Annotated in this window: 23 protein-coding genes, 1 tRNA gene and 2 riboswitches; of the genes, 13 read left to right on the top strand and 11 right to left on the bottom strand. The window is 64.6% G+C overall.

The features are described from left to right. Position 1: 1 nt before the first annotated feature. The 3 genes from JQ621_RS26930 to JQ621_RS26940 all read right to left on the bottom strand — a co-directional run bounded on the left by JQ621_RS26930 (position 2) and on the right by JQ621_RS26940 (position 2422). Entirely contained in the window at positions 2 to 397 is a 396-nt protein-coding gene (locus JQ621_RS26930) for a VOC family protein (protein ID WP_212238806.1), read from the bottom strand. A gap of 98 nt (positions 398 to 495) precedes the next feature. Then, positions 496 to 1251 carry an alpha/beta fold hydrolase gene (locus JQ621_RS26935; protein WP_212238809.1) on the bottom strand — a complete coding sequence of 252 codons (756 nt, stop codon included), beginning with the start codon at positions 1249 to 1251 and terminating at the stop codon, positions 496 to 498. Between the two features lie 34 nt (positions 1252 to 1285). After that, the gene (locus JQ621_RS26940; RefSeq protein ID WP_212238811.1) at positions 1286 to 2422 is read right to left on the bottom strand and encodes a hypothetical protein; all 1137 of its coding nucleotides are present in this window, start codon (positions 2420 to 2422) and stop codon (positions 1286 to 1288) included. A gap of 317 nt (positions 2423 to 2739) precedes the next feature. Here JQ621_RS26940 and JQ621_RS26945 point away from each other — a divergent pair, with 317 nt between their 5' ends. Then, positions 2740 to 2985: a zinc-finger domain-containing protein gene (locus JQ621_RS26945; RefSeq protein WP_212238814.1), complete on the top strand. Its 246-nt coding sequence runs from the start codon at positions 2740 to 2742 to the stop codon at positions 2983 to 2985. Between the two features lie 19 nt (positions 2986 to 3004). Then, complete coding sequence (locus tag JQ621_RS26950) at positions 3005 to 4207, top strand: FAD-dependent monooxygenase (RefSeq protein ID WP_212238817.1); 1203 nt, start codon at positions 3005 to 3007, stop codon at positions 4205 to 4207. Here the strand turns inward: JQ621_RS26950 and JQ621_RS26955 are convergent. Continuing rightward, complete coding sequence (locus JQ621_RS26955; protein WP_212238820.1) at positions 4204 to 4614, bottom strand: twin-arginine translocation pathway signal; 411 nt, start codon at positions 4612 to 4614, stop codon at positions 4204 to 4206. The two genes, JQ621_RS26950 and JQ621_RS26955, sit on opposite strands and share 4 nt — an antisense overlap. Before the next feature lie 197 nt (positions 4615 to 4811). On the opposite strand from JQ621_RS26955, the gene JQ621_RS26960 reads away from it, so the two are divergent. The 3 genes from JQ621_RS26960 (at position 4812) to JQ621_RS26970 (ending at position 6224) form a co-directional block, all read left to right on the top strand. Continuing rightward, positions 4812 to 4900: transfer RNA gene (locus JQ621_RS26960), tRNA-Leu, on the top strand. Between the two features lie 283 nt (positions 4901 to 5183). Further along, positions 5184 to 5603, top strand: a complete 420-nt coding sequence (locus JQ621_RS26965; protein ID WP_212238822.1) for a hypothetical protein — start codon at positions 5184 to 5186, stop codon at positions 5601 to 5603. A gap of 300 nt (positions 5604 to 5903) precedes the next feature. Beyond that, the gene (locus JQ621_RS26970; protein ID WP_212238824.1) at positions 5904 to 6224 is read left to right on the top strand and encodes a hypothetical protein; all 321 of its coding nucleotides are present in this window, start codon (positions 5904 to 5906) and stop codon (positions 6222 to 6224) included. A 105-nt stretch (positions 6225 to 6329) separates the two neighbouring features. Here JQ621_RS26970 and JQ621_RS26975 read toward each other — a convergent pair whose 3' ends face one another. After that, positions 6330 to 7136 (bottom strand): crotonase/enoyl-CoA hydratase family protein, encoded by an 807-nt coding sequence (locus JQ621_RS26975; protein WP_212238825.1) that lies wholly within the window; start codon positions 7134 to 7136, stop codon positions 6330 to 6332. 88 nt (positions 7137 to 7224) lie between these two features. On the opposite strand from JQ621_RS26975, the gene JQ621_RS26980 reads away from it, so the two are divergent. After that, positions 7225 to 7806: a TetR/AcrR family transcriptional regulator gene (locus tag JQ621_RS26980; protein WP_212238828.1), complete on the top strand. Its 582-nt coding sequence runs from the start codon at positions 7225 to 7227 to the stop codon at positions 7804 to 7806. 139 nt (positions 7807 to 7945) lie between these two features. Continuing rightward, positions 7946 to 9196 carry a multidrug effflux MFS transporter gene (locus tag JQ621_RS26985; RefSeq protein WP_212238830.1) on the top strand — a complete coding sequence of 417 codons (1251 nt, stop codon included), beginning with the start codon at positions 7946 to 7948 and terminating at the stop codon, positions 9194 to 9196. Positions 9197 to 9226: 30 nt separating this feature from the next. On the opposite strand, the gene JQ621_RS26990 is transcribed toward JQ621_RS26985, so the two are convergent. The 3 genes from JQ621_RS26990 to JQ621_RS27000 are packed head-to-tail and all read right to left on the bottom strand — an operon-like array spanning position 9227 to position 10717. Beyond that, a complete protein-coding gene (locus JQ621_RS26990) occupies positions 9227 to 9886 on the bottom strand; it encodes a glutathione S-transferase family protein (protein WP_249125600.1) in 660 nt (219 codons plus the stop codon). 31 nt (positions 9887 to 9917) lie between these two features. Continuing rightward, positions 9918 to 10397: an SRPBCC family protein gene (locus JQ621_RS26995; RefSeq protein WP_212238832.1), complete on the bottom strand. Its 480-nt coding sequence runs from the start codon at positions 10395 to 10397 to the stop codon at positions 9918 to 9920. Then, on the bottom strand, positions 10394 to 10717 hold the full coding sequence (locus JQ621_RS27000; RefSeq protein ID WP_212238833.1) for an ArsR/SmtB family transcription factor: 324 nt from the start codon (positions 10715 to 10717) through the stop codon (positions 10394 to 10396). The genes JQ621_RS26995 and JQ621_RS27000 overlap by 4 nt, the downstream gene beginning before the upstream one ends. Before the next feature lie 150 nt (positions 10718 to 10867). Here JQ621_RS27000 and JQ621_RS27005 point away from each other — a divergent pair, with 150 nt between their 5' ends. Then, positions 10868 to 11008 (top strand): hypothetical protein, encoded by a 141-nt coding sequence (locus JQ621_RS27005; RefSeq protein WP_212238834.1) that lies wholly within the window; start codon positions 10868 to 10870, stop codon positions 11006 to 11008. 9 nt (positions 11009 to 11017) lie between these two features. On the opposite strand, the gene JQ621_RS27010 is transcribed toward JQ621_RS27005, so the two are convergent. The 3 genes from JQ621_RS27010 to JQ621_RS27020 all read right to left on the bottom strand — a co-directional run bounded on the left by JQ621_RS27010 (position 11018) and on the right by JQ621_RS27020 (position 16193). Then, on the bottom strand, positions 11018 to 12640 hold the full coding sequence (locus JQ621_RS27010; protein ID WP_212238835.1) for a glycosyltransferase family 39 protein: 1623 nt from the start codon (positions 12638 to 12640) through the stop codon (positions 11018 to 11020). 203 nt (positions 12641 to 12843) lie between these two features. Continuing rightward, positions 12844 to 14469: an ABC transporter substrate-binding protein gene (locus JQ621_RS27015; RefSeq protein ID WP_212238836.1), complete on the bottom strand. Its 1626-nt coding sequence runs from the start codon at positions 14467 to 14469 to the stop codon at positions 12844 to 12846. Between the two features lie 113 nt (positions 14470 to 14582). Then, positions 14583 to 16193, bottom strand: a complete 1611-nt coding sequence (locus JQ621_RS27020) for an ABC transporter substrate-binding protein (RefSeq protein WP_212238837.1) — start codon at positions 16191 to 16193, stop codon at positions 14583 to 14585. Between the two features lie 283 nt (positions 16194 to 16476). On the opposite strand from JQ621_RS27020, the gene JQ621_RS27025 reads away from it, so the two are divergent. The 5 genes from JQ621_RS27025 (at position 16477) to JQ621_RS27045 (ending at position 22995) form a co-directional block, all read left to right on the top strand. Continuing rightward, positions 16477 to 17607, top strand: coding sequence for a M20/M25/M40 family metallo-hydrolase (locus tag JQ621_RS27025; protein ID WP_212238838.1), 1131 nt, complete (start codon positions 16477 to 16479; stop codon positions 17605 to 17607). A 92-nt stretch (positions 17608 to 17699) separates the two neighbouring features. Next, a riboswitch (glycine riboswitch) is annotated at positions 17700 to 17804 on the top strand. Between the two features lie 3 nt (positions 17805 to 17807). Further along, positions 17808 to 17935: riboswitch (glycine riboswitch) on the top strand. A gap of 66 nt (positions 17936 to 18001) precedes the next feature. Further along, positions 18002 to 19303 carry a D-amino acid dehydrogenase gene (locus JQ621_RS27030; protein WP_212238851.1) on the top strand — a complete coding sequence of 434 codons (1302 nt, stop codon included), beginning with the start codon at positions 18002 to 18004 and terminating at the stop codon, positions 19301 to 19303. A 182-nt stretch (positions 19304 to 19485) separates the two neighbouring features. Next, the gene (locus tag JQ621_RS27035; protein WP_212238854.1) at positions 19486 to 20427 is read left to right on the top strand and encodes an ABC transporter permease; all 942 of its coding nucleotides are present in this window, start codon (positions 19486 to 19488) and stop codon (positions 20425 to 20427) included. 19 nt (positions 20428 to 20446) lie between these two features. Then, positions 20447 to 21334 (top strand): ABC transporter permease, encoded by an 888-nt coding sequence (locus JQ621_RS27040; protein ID WP_212238857.1) that lies wholly within the window; start codon positions 20447 to 20449, stop codon positions 21332 to 21334. 11 nt (positions 21335 to 21345) lie between these two features. Further along, a complete protein-coding gene (locus tag JQ621_RS27045; protein WP_212238887.1) occupies positions 21346 to 22995 on the top strand; it encodes an ABC transporter ATP-binding protein in 1650 nt (549 codons plus the stop codon). Positions 22996 to 23185 lie beyond the last annotated feature (190 nt).

Consider the following 23185-nt stretch of genomic DNA (forward strand, 5'->3'; position numbering starts at 1 on the left):
CTCAATCATCCCAACTGGCTTGCTGAAGCACGACGCGATAGCCGTCCGGGTCCTCGAACGTCACGCCATCCACATCCCAATAGGGGTTGAACGATGCAACCGGCGCATAACCGGCCGCTTTCATTCGCGCGACCGCGCTCTCCCAGCCCTTCGCATCAGGCAGATAGAAGACCAGGAGATGATCCGGGCTCGAAGCCCGGCCAGCGGGATGGCCGTGCGCATGGGTAAATTCAAGATGATAGGGAACGCCCCGCCGCCCAAGCATGATGCCGTCGAAGCCGGCATGGTTTTCAAAGCGATCCAGGATCTCGAGGCCAAGACCATCTCGATAGAAGCGCACCAGCGCCTCGATGTTGTCGCTCGGTCGCGCAACGCGAAGAATGGTTTGAGTAGACATCGCAATCTCCTACCAAAGCTCGATCCGCGTGGCGGCCCTCTTGTGATGGACATTTCAAGATAAGTCGCCGAAACCTCGTCGCCGCAGACAACGGCGCCTCAGCCGCGGCGCGACAGGAAATCCAAAACGCCCGTCTTGTAGACCTTGTCGCCGACCGCGCGCATGTGATCGCGGCCGGGAATGTCGAGCACTTCAGCGCCGGGGATGAGCGCGCCCAGCGCGCTGGCCGAGCCCGCGACATCATCGGCCGAGCCGACCGCGATCAGCACGGGCACGTCGATGCGCGCGGCCTCCTGCTCCGTCATGAGTTCACGGGTGCCGCGCAGGCAGGCGGCGAGCGCCACACGATCGGAGCGTGTCTGATCGGCGAACGCGCGAAAGGTGCGCCCGACGGGATCGGTGACGTCGTCCAGCGACGGCGCTTCCAGCGACTTGGCCACGACCTCGCCGGGCCCGGTGCCCTCGATCAGGCCGCCGATGCCGATACCGCCGAGGATCGCCGAGCGCAGGCGCTGCGGCTCGTTCAGGCCGAGCCAGGCCGTCATCCGCCCGCCCATCGAATAGCCCATGATGTCGGCCTGCGGGATGGCGAGATGATCCATCAGCGCCAGCACGTCGCCGGCCATGATCGGGATCGAGTACTGCGCGGGATCGTAGAGCTTTGCGCTGTCGCCATGGCCGCGATTGTCGAGCGCAATGACGCGGCGGCCGTTCTTGCGTAGCTCCGAGACCCAGGTCGGATAGACCCAGTTGACGTTCTTGCTCGAGGCAAAGCCATGCACCAGGACGATCGGATCGCCCTCGCCTTCGTCGAGATAGGCAATTTCAACGTCGCCGTTGTGAAAGCTCGGCATCAGCACGTCCGCAATGTTGTGGGAGAGATCGATCTTAGGCCGTGACGGCCGTCTTTGCCAGAGCGGCTTCGGCTGCGATCCGGGCGCGGCGCAGCCGCCGGGACCGTCTGCGATCGCACCAGGCCTGGGTCAGGCGCTCGGTGGTCGCCTTGATCGAGGACAGCAGGCCGATCAGCGTCAGCGCCGCCCCGAACAGCCACAGCGTCAGATCGAACGCACCGCCGACGAGCAGCAGCGCGCCGCGGCCGAGCAGCTTCATGATCGCGCGCGTCTTGCCGCCTTGCGCTTCCGCCAGCCGCGCCGCGCGCGCGACATCCTTCGGGCCCTCGGCGATGCGCAAGCTGTCCATGGCGCCGCGCGTGCCTGATTTCTCGGCGATCCGCGTGACGTCCTTGCCGAGCCGAACCAGCGCGCCTGCCTTCTCGACGCGGAACGCAGCCTTGATCGCATTCACGGTCTCGCCTGAGCGCAGCACCGAGCCGGAGGCGACCGCGTTCTGCAGCATCGGCGTATCGACCACCTCGCGCGCCGACCGGCCGGCCCATGCGGCAAGACCCTCGCCAAGCCGTCCGACCTTGCGCGCATCCTTGACCAGCGTCAGCCCGGCACGCACAGGCGCAGCACCGCCGACCGATACGTAAGTCACCGCCGTCACCGCGAGGCCCGCGGTGGCAAGGCCGAGCACGAGGCGATCGGTGTCCTCGCCCATCGCCAGATGCTTGCCCTCGCGAACAACGTCCCTGATATCGCCGATCACAAAGAGATCGCCCGCGACCGTTCCCGAGAGACTCGCGACATCGTCGGCGTTGCCGGTAACGAGCCCGGTGGCGAACCGCCTGGCGAAATGCGAGGTGGAACTTTCCGACTTGACGGCGTCGCCGACCCGGCTCAGCAGGTCGTCGGGCAGCGCGATGTTGCGGTCACGCGCCAGCGCGACAAAGCTGTCGGCAAGGTCGGCATCGCCGGCGGCGAGCGCGGCCTCGATATTGTCCTGAACCAGGCGGTCGTTGTTGGCGAGGGCCGCATCGAGCTTGAGCTCGGACAGGGCCACTGGGTCGTCCTGCGCGGCGAGGACAGCACCGGCGTCGCGGGCATGCGGTGCTACCTGCGCGAGCACAAGGCTGCATGCAGCAATTCCTGCCAAAGCCGAGCTGATTCGCAGCCACTTCATGCTGAAAGCCTGGGTATCAGGAGAATCATTTACGCGGGATCATTTGCCCGATGGTTCGTCTTTGGTCGCAAATTCGCGTGTCCCCACACATAGTATGCCAAAATTGCGACACAACGTCCCCGACGAAAGAAGGGCTTCTCTGAGGCGACAAGATTGTGTCGAATTTGCATGAGCAAATGAGCATGGGGCAATTGCGAACCTTTCGGTTCCGGCAGGCTAGCAATCACATGCACCCCTCAGTATGGTCCGCGGCGTCAACATTTGCCGCGTCACTGCTGATTGTGTCTGCCGCCATTGCCAGTCCAGGATGAACTTCGATGTCCGACCATGTCGTCCCGCACTTCCATAACGATGCCGGCGTCCCCGTCATCGAGATCGGCTCGCAAGAGTTCATGTGCGTCGGCGCCAACCCTCCGTTCGATCATCCGCACGTCTTCCTGGACCTCGGCAACGACAACGAGATCATCTGCCCGTACTGCTCGACGCTGTACCGCTTCGCGAGCGACCTGAAGGCGGGCGAAGCGCGCCCGCCCGAATGCGTGCTGAAGGACAAGGTGGCCTGACCGCTTCGTTCGGTCAGGGGTGGCCCTCCCGCGAACGATCGTCATCGCCGGTGCCGGAATCGGAGGACTGACGGCTGCGCTTGCGCTCGCGCAGCGCGGATTCCGCATCGTCGTGCTGGAAAAGGCCGAGCGGCTCGAGGACATCGGCGCCGGCCTGCAGCTCTCCCCCAATGCCAGCCGGGTGCTGGTCGATCTTGGCCTCACCGAACGGTTGAAGCTGCGCGCGGTCGTCCCTGAGGCGGTCTCGATCATGAGCGCGCGCGCCGGCGGCGAATTGCTGCGCATGCCGCTGGGCGAGGCCGCCTCGCAGCGCGCCGGTGCGCCCTATTGGGTGGTGCATCGCGCCGACCTGCAATCGGCGCTGTCGGGCGCCGTCGCCGACCATCCCGATATCGATCTGAAATTGGGCGCGACGTTCGAGGATGTCGCGCCTCATGCCAGGGGACTGACGGTGGTTCATCGCAGCGGCACGATCCGCCGCAGCGATCTCGCCAGCGCGCTGATCGGCGCCGATGGCATCTGGTCGACGGTGCGCCAACATCTGTTTCCCGAAGTGCGGCCGCGCTTCTCCGGACTGATCGCCTGGCGCGGCACGCTCGATGCGACGCAGCTTCCGAAGGAATTTACGGCGCGGCGGGTGCAGCTCTGGATGGGCCCCAACGCCCATCTCGTCGCCTACCCGATATCGGGCGGGCGCCAGCTCAACGTCGTGGCGGTGCTGCCGGGCACCTGGAACAGGCCGGGCTGGAGCACGCCGGGCGATCCCTTCGAGGTGATGGAGGCCTTCGCCGCGCCGCGCTGGCCACCGACGGCGCGGATGATGCTCGCCGCCGTCGACAGCTGGCGCAAATGGGCGCTGTTCGGCGTGCCCGACGGCTGCCCCTGGAGCCAAGGCCCGGTCGCGCTACTCGGCGATGCCGCGCACGCGATGCTGCCGTTTGCCGCGCAAGGCGCCGGCATGGCGATCGAGGATGCCGCGGTGCTCGCCCGGCATCTGAGCCTAGAGGCCGCGGAAGACGCAGGCAGCGTCACGGAGGCGCTCAGGCGATACGGCCGCGCGCGTCAGGCCCGCGTCAGGAAGGTGCAGCGCACCGCGCGGCAACAGGGCCGCATCTATCACTTGAGCGGGCCGCTCGCGATCGCGCGCGATCTTGCGATCCGCGCGCTTGGGCCGGAGCGCATGCTGGCGCGGCAGGACTGGATCTACGGCTGGAAGCCCTAGCGTTTGGGCGCGGGCTTGATGTCGGGCCGCTGCGGCGTCGTGGACACCGGCACCGTATTGGGCGGCGTTTCCCGGCACCGGTTGCGGCGCCAGGCGTCCTCGGCCATCTGCGCCTGTCCGCGGACCGCGACATAGTCGTTGCGATAGGCGAGCTCCGACACGACGGCGCCGCCGGCGCCGGTCTCCGCCTTGTCCATCAACCTCTGCAAATCTACGGTGCGGGCGGCCAGCGATTTGCGCTCCGCCTCGAGCTGCTTGCAGTCGTACAATTCGTACTTGGCGGGATCGGCGAAGGCCGGAGCGATCGTCTCGCTCATGCCGGCGCAGCCGGACAGCGCAAAGCCGGCCGCGACCAGCGCGGCCATCGCGCTGCAGGCGCGTAAGGAAAGGGAATGCGAAGCAGGCATGGGCGGAAGAATAGTCCTTCGTGGATTGAGAATGCCTAAAGCAGGACGGAATGTCCGGATTGAGGCTTTGCCTCATATCCCGGATTGAGGCTTTGCCTTGTGCCGCAGGCTCGCTTAAGGAAGAACCCCGTTCCGGACCGGATGCGCCAATTCCAGGCCGCCGGAAGGGAGTTAAGTGTTTGATCTCGTTGGATCAAGCGGGCATGGCGAAATTGGTAGACGCAAGGGACTTAAAATCCCTCGGCTCGCAAGAGCTGTGCCGGTTCGACCCCGGCTGCCCGCACCACGCGAGCTGGCGCCGCAGGCCGCGCCCACAGCATCACCCAGTAGCACACCAGCGCGGCCGCGAGCTGGACGAAGCTGTCTCCGATCGATAGTCCCGCGAGCGCGACCAGCGCTGGAACGGCGACGCCGATGGTGAGGACGGCTGCAAGGGCTGCTGCCGGAAGATCGACGATGAGGATGGCGCTGTAGAGCGCCGGCTCGAAGAAGGCATATTCCTTCAGGCGCGGCGCGCAGAGATAGAGCGCGAGCATCGAAAGGGCGGTGATGCGAAGGGCCTCGCGCCGATGATCGATCAGCCAGCGGTCCAGCCGCGCCGGGAACGTGCCGTCACCGCGGGCTTGCCGGTTCACCATGCGCAGCACCACCAGGGCAAGCGGCCCGAGCAGCAGCACGACGGCCAGGAGCGCATAGGCCGCGAACACGGCCACCTTGCTGCCGCCGAGCCCGATATGGTCGAGCACGCTCTGCGCCAGCAGCAGCAGCGACGGCGTGGTGTCGACCACATAGATCGAATGCTGGTCGGGAATCTGCCCCCTCATCGCGAGCAGCCAGCTCGAAAACAGATCGGGATAGAGCGCCATCGAGAGCAGGACCGGCAGCACCAGGCCTGCGGCCGCGGCCGCCATCAGGCCGACCTTCTGCCGGCGCGGCAGCGGCAGGAAATACAGCGCTGCCAGCACCGGGCTGTAAACCAGCTTGAATGAGGCAACGAGGCCTAGGAGCACAGCGCCGAGAACACGCAAGCCGAAGCTTCGATCATCACCCGCACTCGGATCATCGTCCGCAACTGCTGGGACGCGAAGGAGCAGCGCCAGCGCAGCCGCGCTCAGCGTGCCGCTCACGACCGTGAAATTGCCCGAGGCCGACACCCATTCGAAGCCGACGAAGGCGCCGAGCGCCCAGAGCGTCCTGAGCGCGATATCGCGTGAGCCGCCGCGGTCGCGGCCCACACCCGGCAACAGCAGACCGCACAGCATGGCGAGCAGGAGAAAGACGCCGCGGTAATGATCGAACAGCAAGCCGCCCGCGCACAGCGGACGGAACGCGTCGAGCGTCACCGGCAGATAGGGATAAGAGAGCTGCGTGCCCTTGAGGTTTTTCACGTAGTACGGATCGAGCCCGCCGACATGCGCGTCGACCGCCGCGCAATTGACGCGCACGTCCCAGCCGTATTTCACATCGAGCGTGAGGTCGCTGAGGAGATTGCCGAGCACCAGCAGCGCCACCAGCGCGATCAGGCGGTCGAGCCAAGGGCTCCGCCTTCCGGCCGTGCCGACCGACGGCGCCGTCCAACGCGCTGTCCCGGTGATGTCAGACACGTTTGATCCTGCCTGTGCCTCGGATTCCTCCGGCGCCTGACCGGCGTCCGGTCAGGCCACACTGGACAGGATGCGTTGCCGATTCATCTCCCCAACCGGTTGGCCTCGCACTTATGGTGAATCACTGGTTTCCGGAGCACGCCTAGCGGGAGCCTCGGGCGGCGACGCATCGAGCGCTTCCCTCGTGTCCTGCGTCGCCGCCATCCGGGCGAACTGCTCGCTTTCGATGGCAAGCCCCTCCGCAATCGAGACGTTGAGGCCGCGCGTGGCAGCCGTGATGATTCGGGCCACCGCGAGAGGCGAATGCCTGATGATGCGATCGGCCAGTGCGAAGGCCGCGTCCAGGAGCTCTTCATGCGGCACGATGCGGTTGACCAAGCCGATCTCGCAGGCGCGCTGCGGCGAAAAGGAATCGCCGGTGAGAAGATATTCGAGCGCGCGCTTGCGGCCGGCGAGCCGCGGCAGGCGCTGCGTGCCGCCGAAGGTCGGCGTGATGCCGATCGCGATCTCGGGCTTGGCAAAGCTCGCTCGCTCGCTGGCGACGGCGAGATGCACGGCCTCCGTGATCTCGCAGCCGCCACCGAAGGCGATGCCGTTGACGGCGGCGATAACAGGCTTTGGAAACGCCTCGATGCGCGCCGTCATCGCCTGCCCGCGCCGCACGAAGGCCTTGGTTGCAGCGTCGGGGCCAAGCTTCACGCTCTCGGAGAATTCGGCGATGTCGGCACCGGCCGAGAAGGCACGATCTCCGGCGCCTGTCAGCACCACGGCGCGAACGCGCGCGTCGTCCTCGATGCGATCGAGCATCGCCATCAACTGGTCGATCAGCGCGTAACTCAGCGCATTGAGCTTGTTCGGGCGGTTCAACGTCAGTAGCGCAACAGCGCCGCGCGTTTGCGAGAGGACGAGGTCAGACACGTGCAGGCTCCTTCCAGATCAAACAGGGGAAGAAGTCAGCCACACCGGATTTCTTGTGTATACTCACTAGGCGGTATACATTGCGCGGATGCCGGCGAAGGGTGACAGCACACGCGAGCAGATCGTCATAGCGGCGACGCGGCTGTTTTATGGCGAGGGCATCAAGGCCGTGAGCATGGACGCCGTCGCCGAGAAGGCCGGCGTCACCAAGAAGACCCTCTATTATCACTTCACCAGCAAGGACGAACTCGTCGCCGAGACCATCGCGGCCAGGGACCAGCCGACGCTGGAGCTCTACATGCGCTGGTTCGCCGAAACCGACGGCTCCGTGGCGGACAAGATCCGCGGTCTGTTCACAAGGCTCGGCAGATCGGTGGATACGCCGAAATGGCGCGGCTGCGGCTTCCTGCGCACGATCGCCGAGCTCGCCAACACGCCGGCGCACCCTGCGGTCAAGGCCGGCGCGGCCCACAAGAAGCGCTTCGAAGCCTGGCTGGAAGCGGAATTGCGCGACCAGGACATCACCGATGCGGCCGCGCTCGCACGCCAGATCGTGATCCTGCTCGACGGCGCCACCACTGTGATGCTGATCCATCGCGATCTCGACTATGTCGAGACCGCCGGCCGAATGGCGCTCGATCTGGTCACGCAGGCCCGGCGCGCACGCTGACTTCCGCCAGCGCCGTCTTCACCATTTGTTGTCCGTGTTGTTTTCCGTTCCCCGCCCCGCCGGACAGCCATCCCAAAACGTGGGTTGTGCGATGCAGCATCGGCGCTAGATAGGGCCTCTGAAATCAGAGGTGAACTGCTTGTCCGACATCAATGCCGACGAATGGGTGTCCTCGGGACATCGTCCCATGGGATTCCCCGAATTCGTTGTGGTGATCGCGTCCATCATGGCGCTGAACCCGCTCGCCATGGACATGATGCTGCCCGCGCTGCCCAACATCGGGTCGGCGTTCGGCATTCCCAACGCCAACCATCTCCAGCTCGTGCTGTCGACCTTCCTGATCGGCTTCGGCGCCGGCCAGTTCGTCATGGGGCCGTTGTCCGACCGGTTCGGTCGCCGGCCGGTGCTGCTCGGCGGCATGGCGGTCTATGCGGTGGCGAGCGTGCTCGCGGTCGCGGCGCCCTCGTTCGAGACGCTGCTGCTCGCCCGCGCGCTCCAGGGCCTCGGCACCTCGGCGACGCGCGTGATTGCAACCTCGATCGTCCGCGACTGCTACGCCGGCCGCCGCATGGCCAGCGTGATGTCGCTGGCGATGATGATCTTCATCGCCGTGCCCGTGATCGCGCCCTCGTTCGGACAGGCGGTGCTGCTGGTCACGCATTGGCGCGGCATCTTCGTCGTGCTGATGCTGTACGGCATCATCGCGCTGGCATGGAGCGTGTGGCGGCTGCCGGAGACGCTGCCCGAAACGGAGCGCAGGTCGCTTGCGCCCGCCGACGTGCTCTCGGCCTTCCGCCAGACCGTCACCAACCGCCAGACCATCGGTTACGCGACGGCCGCAGGCGCCGTGATGGGCGCGCTGTTCGCTTTCGTGTTTTCAGCCCAGCAGGTCTTCACCGGCATCTATCATCTCGGCCATTATTTTCCGCTCGCCTTCGCCGCGATTGCGGCCGGCACCGCCGTTGCAGGCTTCCTCAATTCCAAGCTGGTCGGGACGCTCGGCATGCGCGTGATCTCGCACGGCGCGCTGACGCTCTATGCCGTGGTGGCGGGTGTGATGCTGCTGACCGAGATCCTCGGCATGTTGCCGCTGCCCCTGTTCATGGTGCTTTCGGCCCTCATGATGTTCTCGTTCGGCATGATGGTCGCCAATTTCACTGCGCTGGCGATGGAGCCGCAGGGCCATATCGCCGGCACTGCGTCGTCGCTCTACGGCTCGATCACGACACTGATCGGCATCGCGGTCGGAACCATGATCGGCCAGAGCTTTGACGGCACGCTGCTGCCGTTCTCAACAGGCTTCTTCCTGTCGACGCTTGCAGCGCTCGCGATCGTGCTGGTCGTGGAGAAGGGCCGGCTGTTCAAGCCGCACAGCCGCCCGATCGTGTGAGGTGGGCCGTCTGGCCTGTGACAGCTCGAGTCACGCCGCCTGAGCCAGCTCCGCCACGCGCTCCCAGGTCGTTGCCCTCATGCTGGACCGCTCCAGCATGCGACCGAGCCACGCCGCCAGATTGGCGTGCGGCGCGCCGAGACGAGCCCATTCAGGAGTTCCGGTAAAGAACTCGATTCCCGGCGCGACCAGCAAGTCCGCCAGCGACAGCTCGTCGCCCGCTAAATAGGGCCGATCGCCCAGGAGCCTTGCGAGTTCGGTGAACACGGTGATCGCATTCGGCATCGCGCCCTTGATCGCCTCTTCGTCCGGCGACAGCCCCATCAGCTTCGGCCCGATCACGCGATGGAAGATGATGACACTCGCGACGCCTTGAAACAGATACCAGTCGTTGACGTTCATGACCTGGTCCATCCGCGCGGCACGTCTTGGATCGGACGGCGTCAAGCTCGGCTCCGGCAGCACGCGATCGAGATAGCGCTGGATGGCCTGCGTCTCGTACAGACGGAAGTCGCCATGTTCGAGCACGGGAATCCGCCCGAACGGATGCCGCGCCAGGTGCTCGGGGGACTTCAGCGTGCCGGGGCCGACGGGGGCTATCCGGTAGCGCGCGCCCTTCTCCTCCAGGGTCGCCAACACCGCGCGGCCGAACGGGCTGCCCGGAATGGTATGAACGACGAACTCAGACATGACCTGCTCCTTGTTTCGACCTGACAGACCTTCAGCTGTGTCGTGGCGCCGCCTCGTTCGCGAAGCGCTCGAGGAGACCCGGCCAACCGCCGTCGACATCCTTGCGCAGGGACGCGCCGGCCTCCGCACCCATGGTCTCGAACTTGTGGTGCAGCAGCTCGACGATCGTCGCTCCGGCGCCATCGGCCTGAAAACGCACGTCGACTTCCGACTTCATGGCGGCATCGGGCTTCCATAGCGCATCGACCTGCCAGAGCATCACGAGGCGATGCGGCGGCTCCCAGAGGATGATGGTGGCGACCGTGGTCTCGCTGCCATCCGCGGCAACCTCCAGCCACCGTCCGCCGAGCCGCGGCTCCATCAGCACTTTCTCGATCGGCCGTTTACCGACGCCGTAATTATACGGCCACCAGCGCGTGAGCCCGGTCGTGAAAACGTCGAAGGCGTGCTCGATCGGCGCCTCGACCCGGATCGTCTTGCAAACCGGCGCAATGGCAACTCGCTCGTTCATCTCTTCCCCTTCTTCACCTTGTAGGATCGCTCGGCCTCGAGCTTGAATGCGTCGAGGGCGTCGTCCCAGAAGCTGTCGAGCCAGGCGCGGACTTCGAGGAGCCCGTCGCGACGGACCGAATAGATTCGCCGCGCCCCTTCGCTGCGCTCCTCGACGAGACCCGCCTGCTTCAGAACCTTCAGATGCTGCGAGACCGCCGGCCGCGACACCGGAAGGCCCGCGGCGATCGCGTTCACCGCTTGGGCGCCCTCACGCAGGCGCTCCAGCACCTGCCGACGGGTCGGATCAGCCAGAACGGCCAGTGCAAGTCCGTAAGCCATGACTTACCGTAAGCCATAACTTACATATTCGTCAATCGCCCCTGCACAGGAAAAACGGCGAGCGGTATCGTCGGCGCGGCCTCCGCACGCCTGCGAGGAACTTCGAAGCCGTCTCAATGTTGTCCTGCAGCAATTCGAGAGGCGGCTTCAATGGAACTGAAACAGCACGATGAACGTCGCGAGTCGAACCGGAAGCACACCGAACCCGTCGTTCCGCGCGCCGAACAAGCCGCAGTCGGGCCGCCCTTCGCGAGCGACGGCCTCGAGCAGCTTCGCGATATCAACTGCTGAGGCGGCGCCCTACTCCAGACCGCGTTTGCTGGCGCTGAAATCCTGCGCTGCAGTTACGGGCAGTACGCCGTTCGCACGCGGTGGCACGATCAGCGCGACCACTTTGCGTCTTACCCCATGCCGGCCCCAGAGCGAGGCCTGCACCGTGAATTCCCGCCTGACAAAATTCCCGGCGTGCGATGAGACGACCTCCATCCAGCGGCCGCAATCATCCTGGCCCTGAAAACAAAGCGCAGCCCAGCCGCGATCGAGAACCGCCTTGCGCGGCAGTCCCCAATCGTACTGGCGCTCGAACGTCCTGGCGTAATGCGGATGATCCGGGCTGTAGAAGGCTGTGGCGAAAGCAAGTGCATCGTCGCCGCTGACGGCCCCGAGCGGCTCGCCAGTCAGCTCACGCCATTGCCGCGTGAGCTCGCTCGCCGCCTGCTGGTAAAGATTCCGTCCCTCTTCGTAACCGTTGATATTGCGATAGACGGCGTGAATCGGTGCCGCGACCAGGACGGCGACAAGCGCAACACCTGACACGATGACCGTGACATTGACGGTGTAAAATCGTTCGATCGGATAGCGGGCGCCGCAGACGATCAGCACGACGAACAGGAACAATCCCTGCAAGGCCCACAGCGAGGGCAAATCCGTGCCCAGCGCGAGCGACGTCAGGACAGGCAGAACGATCGTGCCGATGGCGACGTAGAACAGAAGCCGAAGGCCCGAGTTCATCGCGGCGAAGTCGGCCGGAAACTGCTTGAGGCGCGTGCCGGCGATGAACACCCAGACGACGGCCGCGACGCTGATGGCGGCCACGAGGCCCAGCAGAAAGTTCTTCACTTCACTCAGCGAACTCAAGGCATTGCCGTTGGCGTGGGTCAGCGCGTAGCTGAAAGTCGACGCGCCAGTGGTCGCGAGCCAATAGATGTGCGGCGACAGCACCGCAAGCCCGGTGACAGCCGAGATCCACGGCGAGGCCGACGTGAAATAGACCCGTCGCGCCGGATGCGCCAGCGCGGCAAATGCAAAGCTCGTCACCAGGAAGATCGAGTAGTATTTTCCGACCATGGCGAGCGCCGTGGCACATCCGGCTGCAATCGCCCAGCCAGCGCCGCGGGATTCGAACGCGCGCAGAAAACACCATGTCGCAAGCGGCCAGGTCGCGAGCAGCACGGAGTTGGCGTTGAAGCGCTGGGCGTGGAATTGATAGGCCGGCGTCAACATCAGGAGCAGTAGAACCAGGATGCGCTTGTGCCCGGTCACGAATTGCCGTGCGACGCAATCGACGAAGACCAGCGCGAGCCCCGCGTTCGCCATCGCCATCAGTTGCAGCGACCAGTCGCTGAGCGGAAACACCGAGGTCCAGCTTGCCGCGACCCAGCCCATCAGCGGCGGATGCTTGTGATAACCGAAGGCGAAATTCCGCCCCAGCGTCCAGGCCTCGAGGGTGTCGGGGTGCAGGCCGCCACCGGCATAGGCGATGACGAGATACAGCGTCCACATCGCAATGAAGCACGCAATGAGAAGCGGCATGGCCCAGCCCGCCTCCACACCATCGAGCCAGCGCAGCAACGGACCTCGCCAGCGCGCCGGCGCTCGATCGGACCGTTCGGCCATCGCCTGCAATGCAAAATCGATTGGCATGGGAATCAGACGATTCAAATCGAGAAGATGAAAGCGATGCTCAAAGACGAACCATCTAGTTCAGATAAGAAACAAATAGCAATGTTTGAAAACTGGAAGATTTAAAGACCCCCCGGCTTTTGGCCGAAGCGCCTTGCAAAGGGCAGCGGGCAACGGCGCCGCTGCTGATGGTGCAGGATGCGCGCTTCCCGAGCCCGGCCTGATTACTCCGACTTGTCGATGTTCCAGAACACCGGGGTCGCCGGGCCGTCGATCACGCCTGAGAGCGACTGCCGCCACGCGCTCGGAATCTGAAATTGACCGAGCGGAACATAGAGCACCTGATCATAAGCTTCCTTCTGGATCTCGGTCGCGATCTTCTTCTGATCCTCCTCGGTGGGTGCGCGAACGAAGTCGTCCTTGAGCTTCTCGATCTTGGCATCCTCAGCCCAGCCGAACCAGCCGCCCTTCTTGCCCTGCCCGCCGACCGCGATGTTGGAGATCGGGTTGGAGGCGTCGGCGCTCACCCAGTTCGTGATGAACATGTTCCAGCCACCCTCCTTCGGAGACTTCTGGCTGGCGCGCCGGCTCACCACAGTCTGCCAGTCGGTCGCCTGCAAATCGACCTTGAAACCGGCTTCGCGCAACTGCTGGGCCACCACGATCGGCTGAGCCTTCAGCGTCAGCACGTCGCCCGGCGCCATCAGCACCACGGGTGTCCCGTCGTAACCGGATTCGGCGAGCGCCTTCTTCGCGGCGGCCATGTCGCCGCCCTTGGCGAGGGTCTCACCACCGACATCCGTCGCAAACGGCGTGTCGCAGATGAAGGCCGCGGCGCACGTCTTGTAGTATTTGGGATTGCCGATCAGCGCATCGAGCACGTCCTTCTGGTTGACCGCGAGGAATGCCGCGCGGCGGACCTTGACGTTGTCGAACGGCGGATGAAGGAAGTTCATCCGCGCGCCGGTCTGGAATCCGAACCTGTTCAGGATGGCGACCTTGAGCTCCTTGTCGGCCTCGATGGTCGGCAACATTTCGATGGCGGGATTTTCCATGAAATCGATGTCGCCCGACTGCAGCGCGTTCAACGCCGTCTGCGCGTCCGGCATGGTGATCCATTCGACGCGGTCGACCTTCACCACCTTGCCGCCGGCGGTCCAGCTCGGCGGTTCCTTGCGCGGCACGTAGTCGGTGTTCTTGACATAGACCGACTTCACGCCCGGCTGGAATTCGTTCTGCACGAACTTGAAGGGACCCGAGCCGATCTGTTCGGGGATCTGCTTGTCCACCGGCGTCTCGGCCAGACGCCTCGGCATCATGAAGGCCACGCGCGAAGAGGGCTTTCCAATGGCGTCCAGCACCAGCGCGTAGGGCTCCTTCAGCTTCAACGTGATGGTCTTGGCGTCGGTCGCCTCCAGGCTCGCGGTGAACAGCATCATCTGCTGCCCCATGCTGTCGACCACGGCCCAGCGTTTCAGCGAGGCCACGCAATCTTCCGCGGTGACCGGCGTGCCGTCATGCCACTTCAATCCGTCGCGCAGCGTGAACGTGTAGGTGAGCTTGTCGTCGGAGACCTTCCAGTCAGCCATCTGCGGCTGGATCTTGAAGTTGGAATCCGTCGCGATCAGCGTATCGTAGACCATGTAGCCATGGTCACGCGCGATATAGGCGCTGGTGAAGATCGGATCGAGGATGCGCAGATCCGAATGCATCACCGCGGTGATGGTCTTGTCTGCGGCAAGAACCGGCGAGGCCATCGCCGTGGCAAGCGCCAGGATCGAAGGCGCCAAGACCGAAAGTGTAAACCCGGAGGCGAACGACCGACGCCCCCGACGCATGAGATGGAACATTGAAGTTCTCCTGGCGAGCGGCTGGCTGACGAGCGGCGCCGCTGATGACGGCGGCGCCGCGAAACGTTCGGAACGAGAGGCGAAAGACGCGCCTTCCGTTGGCTGGACTGATCTTACTCCGACTTGTCGATGTTCCAGAAAACGGGGGTCGCCGGACCGTCGAGCACGCCCGACAGCGACTTCCGCCATGCGCTCGGCGCCAGATACTGGCCGAGCGGCACGTAGATCACCTGATCATAGGCTTCCTTCTGGATCTCGGTCGCGATCTTCTTCTGATCGTCCAGCGAGGCCGCGCGGACGAAGTCGTCCTTGAGCTTCTCGATCTTGGCGTCTTCCGCCCAGCCGAACCAGCCGCCCTTCTTGCCCTGGCCGCCGATCGAGAGATTCGATATCGGGTTGGAGACGTCGGCGCTGACCCAGTTGGTGAAGAACATGTTCCAGCCGCCCTCCTTCGGGGGCTTCTGGCTGGCACGACGGCTCACCACGGTCTGCCAGTCGGTCGCTTGCGCATCGACCTTGAAGCCGGCTTCGCGGAGCAACTGCACCGCGACGGTCGGCTGCGCCTTCAGCGTGACGACGTCGCCGGGCACCATGACCACGACGGGCGTGCCGTCATAGCCGGACTCGGCGAGCAGCTTCTTGGCTTCCGCCATGCCGTTGCCCTTGACCAGCGATTCGGACCCGACGTCGGTCGCGAACGGCGTGTCACAGATGAAGAAGGCGCCGCAGATCTTGTAGTATTTCGGGTTGCCGACGAGCGCGTCGAGCACGTCCTTCTGGTTCATCGCCAGAAGCGCGGCGCGGCGGATCTTCGGATTGTCGAAGGGCGGATAGAGAAAGTTCATGCGACCCAGGGTCTGGTAGCCGAACTTGTTGAGCGTCTCGACCTTGAGGTCGGGATTGCCTTCAAGCACCGGGAGCAGATCCCACGGCGGCACTTCCATGAAATCGATGTCGCCAGATTGCAGCGCGTTCACCGCGGTCTGCGAGTCCGGCATGGTGATCCACTCGACGCGGTCGACCTTCACGACCTTGCCGCCAGCGGTCCAGCTCGCCGGCTCCTTGCGCGGCACGTAGTCGGTGTTCTTCTCGTAGACCGCCTTCACGCCGGGCTGGAATTCGCCCTGCACGAACTTGAAGGGACCGGAGCCGATCTGCTCGGGGATCTGCTTGTCCGGCGGCGTTTCGGCCAGGCGCTTCGGCATCATGAAGGGCACGCGCGAGGATGGCTTGCCGATCGACTCGAGCACGAGGGCGTAGGGCTCCTTCAGCTTCAGCGTGATGGTCTTGGCGTCGGTCGCCTCGATGCTGGCCGTGAAGGTCATCATCTGCTGGCCCATGCCGTCGACGGCGGCCCAACGCTTCAGGGAGGCGACGCAGTCCTCTGCCGTCACCGGCGTGCCGTCGTGCCACTTCAGGCCATCGCGCAGCGTGAAAGTGTAGGTGAGCTTGTCGTCGGAGATCTTCCAGTCCGCCATCTGCGGCTGGATCTTGAAGTTCGCGTCCGTCGTGATCAGCGTGTCATAGACCATGTAGCCATGATCACGCGTGATGTAGGCGGTGGTGAAGATCGGATCGATGATGCGCAGATCCGAATGCATCACGGCGGTGATGGTCTTGCCGGCGGCAAGCACTGGCGAGGCCAGTGCCGTCGAAAGCGCGAGGACCGACAGCGCAAGTTTGGAGGCGAACGCGCGACGCCCCATGCGCATTAAGTGGAACATATAAAGTTTCTCCTGACGTGAAACCGTTCAAAGGCAGGTTATTGGTTGGGCATAAGGTTCGTTCCTTAGGCGAACTAACCTCATGCAATGCCTTTATCTTTTCGAGACTTGCAGACAGTCTTGAGCGCGTCAATCCGCTTTCAGTGCAAGCCCTTGCGGCGAACGCGCGGGCTCCACAAAGATCGGATTGGCTCTACAACTCTCTTCGCTTGTCCTGCCCGCGTTGTCCTGTCCGCGCTTATGCAATGCGCATTCCATCTTTCGAAGCCTGAGAGACATTGAGATGAATCCAGCCAATCTTCCCTTCGATTCCGAGGCCATGCTCGAAGGCCTGCGCACCTGGGTGGAATGCGAAAGCCCGACCTGGGACGCGAGCGCGGTGAACCGCATGCTTGATCTCGCAGCGCGGGATATGGCGATCATGGGTGCGACGATCGAACGCATCGCCGGCCGCCAGGGCTTCGGCGGCGCCATTCGCGCCCGCTTTCCGCATCCAAAGCAGGGCGAGCCCGGCATCCTGATCGCCGGACACATGGATACCGTTCACCCGGTCGGCACCATCGAGAAGCTGACATGGCGCCGCGAGGGCAACAAATGCTACGGCCCCGGCATCTTCGACATGAAGGGCGGCAATTATCTCACGCTGGAAGCGATCCGGCAGCTGGCGCGCGCCTCCTTCACCACGCCGCTGCCGATCACCATCCTGTTCACGCCGGACGAGGAAGTCGGCACGCCCTCGACGCGCGATCTCATCGAGGCGGAAGCTGCGCGCAACAAATATGTGCTGGTTCCCGAACCCGGCCGCGCCGACAACGGCGTCACCACCGGACGTTACGCCATCGCGCGATTCAATCTGGAAGCGACGGGACGGCCGAGCCACGCCGGTGCGACCCTTTCATCGGGACGCTCGGCCATTCGCGAGATGGCGCGGCAGATCCTCGCGATCGACGCGATGACGACGGAGGATTGCACCTTCTCAGTCGGCATCGTGCATGGCGGACAATGGGTCAATTGCGTCGCGACCACCGCAACGGGCGAAGCGCTGTCCATGGCCAAGCGCCAGGCCGATCTCGACCGCGGCGTCGAACGCATGCTGGCCCTGTCGGGCACAACGAACGATGTCAGCTTCAAGGTGACGCGCGGCGTGACGCGGCCGGTGTGGGAGCCGGACGCCGGCACCATGGCGCTGTATGAAAAGGCGCGCGGCATCGCCAAATCGCTCGGCGCGGAATTACCACATGCAAGTGCCGGCGGCGGCTCCGACGGCAACTTCACCGGCGCGATGGGCATCCCGACGCTCGACGGCCTCGGCGTGCGCGGGGGCAATGCCCACACACTCGATGAGTTCATCGAGGTCGACAGCCTGGTCGAGCGTGGCCGCCTGATGGCGGGACTGCTGGCGACGCTGGAATGACGGGGCAATTCGCACTGCACAATGAGACGGCAGTCTCGGTTGAAATTTAGCCTTGTCTAGAAATAAGGCGCATCGTACTGCTCGATGGTCCACGCGACGATGCGGGAGAGATCGCAACGAAGGCTACCGGCTTTCGTTGCGGCGCCGACGGAGCAACCGCCCCGGAAACTCTCAGGCAAAAGGACCGTATCGTCAGGACGATCTGGAGAGAGACGGCACGATTCCAGAGATCGTGACGTCCACCGAAGGGGATAGTCCGCACAGACCTTGTGAGGTCCACCTTGCAAAGGTTCGCGCAGGATCAAGCTCTCAGGTAACCGTGACAGATGGGGCGCCGCCAACGGCCTTGTGGCCGGCGGTTAGCCGACTCTAACTCACGGGAGCCCCTGATTTCATGACCCATATCGCCATCATCGGCGCCGGCATCACCGGCGTGACGACCGCCTATGCCCTGCTCGAGCGCGGCTACAAGGTGACCGTGCTCGACAAGCACCGTTATGCCGCGATGGAGACCTCCTTCGCCAATGGCGGACAGCTCTCCGCCAGCAATGCCGAGGTATGGAACAGCACTGCGACGATCCTGAAGGGGCTGCGCTGGATGTTCCGGCGCGATGCGCCGCTGCTGATGAACCCGCGACCGAACTGGCACAAATATTCGTGGATGGGCGAGTTCGTCGCCAACATCGGCAACTACCGCGCCAATACGGTTCAGACCACGCGGCTGGCGATCGAAGCCCGCAAGCATCTGTTCGAGACCGCTGCGCGCGAAGGCATCGACTTCGATCTCGAACGCAGCGGCATCCTCCACATCTATCACGACAAGAAGGGTTTTGAATCCGGCCTGCGCGTCAATGCGCTGCTGCAGGAAGGCGGTCTCGATCGCCGTCCGGTAACATCTGAAGAAATCCGCTCCATCGAGCCGACGCTGCGCAAGCAGTACTATGGCGGCTTCTTCACGCCGTCGGATGCGACCGGAGATATCCACAAGCTCACGCGCGGCCTTGCCGACGCCTGCAAGCGTCGCGGCGCAACCTTCATCCATGAAGCGAACATCGATTCCATCGCGCAAGCCGGTGGTGGCTTCGTCCTCGGCTGGGCTGATCTTTCGGCAAGCGACGCCCCCGCCTCCGCGCGCGGCATGTTGAAGGCCGACGGCGTGGTGGTCTGCGCCGGCGTTGCCAGCCGTCGCTTTGCGGCGATGCTCGACGAGCGCGTCAACGTCTATCCGGTGAAGGGCTATTCGATCACGGTGCAACTCGATACCGACGAAAGCCGCAAGGCGACGCCGACCGTCAGCCTGCTCGACGAGGCGGCCAAGATTGTCACCAGCCGGCTCGGCGCCGATCGTTTTCGCGTGGCAGGAACGGCCGAATTCAACGACTTCAACCGCGACATCCGCGCCGACCGCGTGCAGCCGCTGATCGACTGGGTGCGCGGCAACTTTCTAACCGTCGAGACGTCGCGGGTCGTGCCCTGGGCCGGACTGCGGCCGATGATGCCGAACATGATGCCGGTGGTGCGCGCGGGCCGGATGCCCGGCGTGTTCTTCAACACCGGCCACGGCCATCTCGGCTGGACGCTGTCGGCTGCGACCGCGCAGATGATTGCCGGAACCATCGATGGCTGGCGCGGGCTCAACGCACCGCCGACAGTCCCCTCACTTGTGGTTGAGCGCGAGCTACGCCGTGCATCCTGAGTGGTCGCAAATCGAGGCCGGGCGGCCCCTTGCGACCGCCCCGCCCTTGGCACACAATTTGCCCCGGGGAGCACGGCTCTCCGGCCGGTTCTTTCAGCCCGAGTGACAGGCACTCATGATAGACACCACCGAATCCACGGGCGCCTCTCGGCCCCATCAATCCCGCTGCCGGAGATAGGTGCATGCTAGGTTATCTCATTCGCCGCGTTCTGGCCGCGGTGCCCGTGATGGGCGTCGTCGCGCTGTTCGTATTCCTGCTGCTGCGGCTGACCCCAGGCGACCCGGCCGCGATTCTCGCCGGCGACAATGCGACGCCGGAGCGGCTTGAGCGCATCCGCGCCTCGCTCGGCCTCAACGAGCCGCTGATCGTGCAGTTCATCACCTGGGTGAACAAGTTGTTGCACGGCGACCTCGGGACCTCGCTGATCTCCAATCTGCCCGTCATGAAGATGATCGGCCAGCGCGTCGAGCCGTCGATCTCGATCGCGCTGTCGACCATCATCCTCGCCGTCATCGTCGCCGTGCCGCTCGGAGTCATCGCGGCCTGGAAGCACGGCACCTGGATCGACCGCTTCGTGATGGGTCTCTCCGTGCTCGGCTTCTCGGTGCCGGTGTTCGTCGTCGGCTACCTCCTGATCGAAGTCTTCGCGATCGACCTGCGCTGGGTGCCGGTGCAGGGCTTCAAGAGTATCTCGGCCGGTTTCGGCCCGTTCTTCGAACGCATCATCCTGCCGACCTGCGCACTCTCCTTCATATACATCGCGCTGATCGCGCGCATGACGCGCGCGGCGATGCTCGACGTGCTCGGCGAGGACTACGTGCGAACCGCGCGGGCCAAGGGCATCAACGAGGTCGCCGTGATGATGCGCCACGCGCTGCGCAACGCGGCGGTGCCCGTGATCACCGTGATCGGCACCGGCTTTGCGCTGCTGATCTCCGGCGTCGTCGTCACCGAAAGCGTGTTCAACATTCCCGGCATCGGCCGCCTCACCGTCGATGCGGTGCTGGCGCGCGACTATCCGGTGATCCAGGCGATGATCCTGCTGACCTCGCTGATCTACGTTGTCGTGAACCTCACGATCGACGTCGCCTACACGCTGCTCGATCCCCGTATCCGGTACTGAGGCAAGGAAAAGCATAACAATGGCGGTCGACAGCCTTCCCCAGTCCTCCATTCCGATCACGTCGCCGCTGCGACCCAAGCTCGGATTCCTCACCTCGACGCCGATCATCGCGGCGTCCACGATCTGCCTCGCACTGATCGTGCTGATCTCGATCCTGGCGCCGCTGATTGCGCCGCATGATCCGATCCAGCTCGCGCCATCGCTGCGGCTCAAGCCAAGCTCAGCGCAGTTCCTGCTCGGCACCGACGCCTACGGCCGTGACCTGCTGTCGCGCGTCATCTATGGCGGACGCATCTCGCTGCTGATCGGCATCGGCTCGGCGATCCTGTCGATCGTCATCGGGCTTGCCATCGGCCTCGTCTCCGGCTTCTTCAAGCTGGTCGATTCCGTGCTGATGCGCGTCATGGACGGCTTGATGGCGATGCCGAGCATCCTGCTCGCGATCGCCGTGGTGTCGCTCTCCGGGGCCAGCATCTGGACCGTGATGGTCGCGATCACCATCCCCGAAATCCCGCGCGTGGCGCGCCTCGTGCGTTCGGTCGTGCTGTCCGCGCGCGAAGAACCCTATGTCGAAGCCGCGATCTCGGTCGGCTCCAGCCTGCCGAAAATCATGTGGCGGCATCTGATGCCGAACACGATCGCACCGCTGATCGTCCAGGGCACTTACGTCTGCGCCTCCGCGATCCTTACCGAAGCCATCCTGTCGTTCCTCGGCGCCGGCATCTCGCCGGAGACGCCGACCTGGGGCAACATCATGGCCGAGGGCCGCCAGTACTTCCAGCTCAAGCCGACGCTGATCTTCTGGCCGGGCCTCTTGCTCTCGATCGCCATTCTCAGCATCAACCTGATCGGCGACGCCGCCCGCGACGCTCTCGATCCCCGCATGAAGCAGCGGGAGGGCAAGTGATGGCCGATCAGATGACCAACCCGGTTCTCGACATCAACAACCTCGTCGTCGCCGTCGGCAAGAAGCCGAACGGCGCCAAGATCATCGACGGCATCTCGATCCAGGTGCATCAGGGCGAGACGCTGTGCCTTGTCGGCGAAAGCGGCTCGGGCAAGTCGGTGACCTCGCTCACCACCATGGGCCTGTTGCCGAAGGGCACGCTGGTTCCGACCGGCGGCAGCATCAAACTCGTCGGCGAGGAGATCCTCACCGCGACCGACCGCCGCCTGCGTCAGCTGCGTGCGACCAAGATGGCGATGATCTTCCAGGAGCCGATGACCGCGCTCAATCCGGTCGTGCATGTCGGCCGCCAGATCGATGAAGTGCTGCGCGCCCATACCAATCTCGATGCCAGGGCGCGCAAGAAGCGCATCCTCGACATGATGGAGCAGGTCCGCCTGCCCCAGGTCGAGCGCATCTTCGCCTCTTACCCCCACCGCCTTTCCGGCGGCCAGCGCCAGCGCATCATGATCGCGATGGCACTGGTGCTGGAGCCCAAGCTGCTGATCGCGGACGAGCCGACCACCGCGCTCGACGTCACCACGCAGAAACAGATCTTGACCCTGATCCGCGACCTCCAGCGCGATCACGGCACCGCCGTGCTGTTCATCACCCACGACATGGGCGTGGTGGCCGAGATCGCCGATCGCGTCGCCGTGATGCGGCAGGGCCGGCTGGTCGAAACCGGGCCGCTCGACGCCGTGCTGCGCAATCCGACGATGGAATATACCCGCAACCTGCTCTCTGCAGTGCCGAGCCTGGTGCCGCGCGCGGCACGGCCCGAGACAACGGAGCCGGTGGTGCTCGAGGCCAACGAGCTCAGCAAGGTCTACAAGGAGCGCGCGTTCTTCGGCAAAGGCCGCGAAGTCGTCGCCGCCGACAAGGTGACGCTGACGCTGCGCAAGGGCCGGACGCTCGGCATCGTCGGCGAAAGCGGCTCGGGCAAGTCGACGGTGGCGCGCTGCATCGTCCGCCTGATCGACCCGACCTCCGGCGGCGTGCGCCTGTCCGGCCGCGAGATCTCCGACATCTCGCGCCGCCTGCTGCAGCCGCACCGGCAGAAGATCCAGATCGTGTTCCAGGATCCCTACCGCTCGCTCAACCCGCGTGTCACCGTCGGCGAGAGCATCGCGGAAGGCCCGATCAACTATGGCGTCTCGCACGCGAACGCGATGAAACGGGCGCGCGAGCTGCTCGAACTGGTCGGCCTGCCCGCCGATGCCGTCTCGCGCTATCCGCACCAGTTCTCCGGCGGCCAGCGTCAGCGCATCGCCATTGCGCGCGCGCTCGCGCTCGATCCCGACGTGCTGGTCGCGGACGAAGCGGTTTCGGCGCTCGACGTTTCCGTGCAGGCCCAGGTGCTGGAACTGCTCGACGAGATCCAGAAGCGGCTCGGCATCGCCATCCTGTTCATCACCCACGACCTGCGCGTCGCCGCGCAGATCTGCGACGAGGTCGTGGTGATGCAGCACGGCCGCGTCGTTGAACAGGGCCCGGCTGCGGAAATTCTGACGCATCCGCAGGAGGCCTACACGCGGGCCTTGCTCGAAGCAGCACCGGGCCGCGGCTGGGATTTTGCGAATTTCCGGCCGGTGTCGGAGGGCGTGGCGGCCACGGCCTAGCAACTCGCACCGGTGTCGTCCCGGCGAAGGCCGGGACCCATACCGCGGAATCTCTCGATCGTGCGTGGTGCTAGTCCCGAACAACGAGTCTTCGCCAAATTCTACCCTGTGGTTATGGGTCCCTGTGTCTGGAAAGTCTGTCATGATGAGAGTGGGCGGGAAGCCGTTGGGTCCTTGGCGCTTGACGCCG

Origin of the sequence: Bradyrhizobium manausense (assembly GCF_018129685.1) — a bacterium.
In the GTDB taxonomy this organism is placed as follows: Bacteria; Pseudomonadota; Alphaproteobacteria; order Rhizobiales; family Xanthobacteraceae; genus Bradyrhizobium; species Bradyrhizobium manausense_D.

Excerpts from the sequence above, each read along its gene's own strand:
- JQ621_RS26980 (WP_212238828.1), top strand. The coding sequence starts at position 7,225 with ATGCCGGCGAAGGGTGACAGCACACGCGAGCAGATCGTCATAGCGGCG.
- JQ621_RS27020 (WP_212238837.1), bottom strand. The coding sequence starts at position 16,193 with ATGTTCCACTTAATGCGCATGGGGCGTCGCGCGTTCGCCTCCAAACTT.
- JQ621_RS26935 (WP_212238809.1), bottom strand. The coding sequence starts at position 1,251 with ATGCCGAGCTTTCACAACGGCGACGTTGAAATTGCCTATCTCGACGAA.
- JQ621_RS27005 (WP_212238834.1), top strand. The coding sequence starts at position 10,868 with ATGGAACTGAAACAGCACGATGAACGTCGCGAGTCGAACCGGAAGCAC.
- JQ621_RS26965 (WP_212238822.1), top strand. The coding sequence starts at position 5,184 with ATGATCGATCAGCCAGCGGTCCAGCCGCGCCGGGAACGTGCCGTCACC.
- JQ621_RS26995 (WP_212238832.1), bottom strand. The coding sequence starts at position 10,397 with ATGAACGAGCGAGTTGCCATTGCGCCGGTTTGCAAGACGATCCGGGTC.
- JQ621_RS26930 (WP_212238806.1), bottom strand. The coding sequence starts at position 397 with ATGTCTACTCAAACCATTCTTCGCGTTGCGCGACCGAGCGACAACATC.
- JQ621_RS27045 (WP_212238887.1), top strand. The coding sequence starts at position 21,346 with ATGACCAACCCGGTTCTCGACATCAACAACCTCGTCGTCGCCGTCGGC.
- JQ621_RS27040 (WP_212238857.1), top strand. The coding sequence starts at position 20,447 with ATGGCGGTCGACAGCCTTCCCCAGTCCTCCATTCCGATCACGTCGCCG.
- JQ621_RS27015 (WP_212238836.1), bottom strand. The coding sequence starts at position 14,469 with ATGTTCCATCTCATGCGTCGGGGGCGTCGGTCGTTCGCCTCCGGGTTT.
- JQ621_RS26945 (WP_212238814.1), top strand. The coding sequence starts at position 2,740 with ATGTCCGACCATGTCGTCCCGCACTTCCATAACGATGCCGGCGTCCCC.
- JQ621_RS26940 (WP_212238811.1), bottom strand. The coding sequence starts at position 2,422 with ATGAAGTGGCTGCGAATCAGCTCGGCTTTGGCAGGAATTGCTGCATGC.
- JQ621_RS27030 (WP_212238851.1), top strand. The coding sequence starts at position 18,002 with ATGACCCATATCGCCATCATCGGCGCCGGCATCACCGGCGTGACGACC.
- JQ621_RS27000 (WP_212238833.1), bottom strand. The coding sequence starts at position 10,717 with ATGGCTTACGGACTTGCACTGGCCGTTCTGGCTGATCCGACCCGTCGG.
- JQ621_RS26990 (WP_249125600.1), bottom strand. The coding sequence starts at position 9,886 with ATGTCTGAGTTCGTCGTTCATACCATTCCGGGCAGCCCGTTCGGCCGC.
- JQ621_RS27010 (WP_212238835.1), bottom strand. The coding sequence starts at position 12,640 with ATGCCAATCGATTTTGCATTGCAGGCGATGGCCGAACGGTCCGATCGA.
- JQ621_RS27035 (WP_212238854.1), top strand. The coding sequence starts at position 19,486 with ATGCTAGGTTATCTCATTCGCCGCGTTCTGGCCGCGGTGCCCGTGATG.
- JQ621_RS26955 (WP_212238820.1), bottom strand. The coding sequence starts at position 4,614 with ATGCCTGCTTCGCATTCCCTTTCCTTACGCGCCTGCAGCGCGATGGCC.
- JQ621_RS27025 (WP_212238838.1), top strand. The coding sequence starts at position 16,477 with ATGAATCCAGCCAATCTTCCCTTCGATTCCGAGGCCATGCTCGAAGGC.
- JQ621_RS26970 (WP_212238824.1), top strand. The coding sequence starts at position 5,904 with ATGATCGAACAGCAAGCCGCCCGCGCACAGCGGACGGAACGCGTCGAG.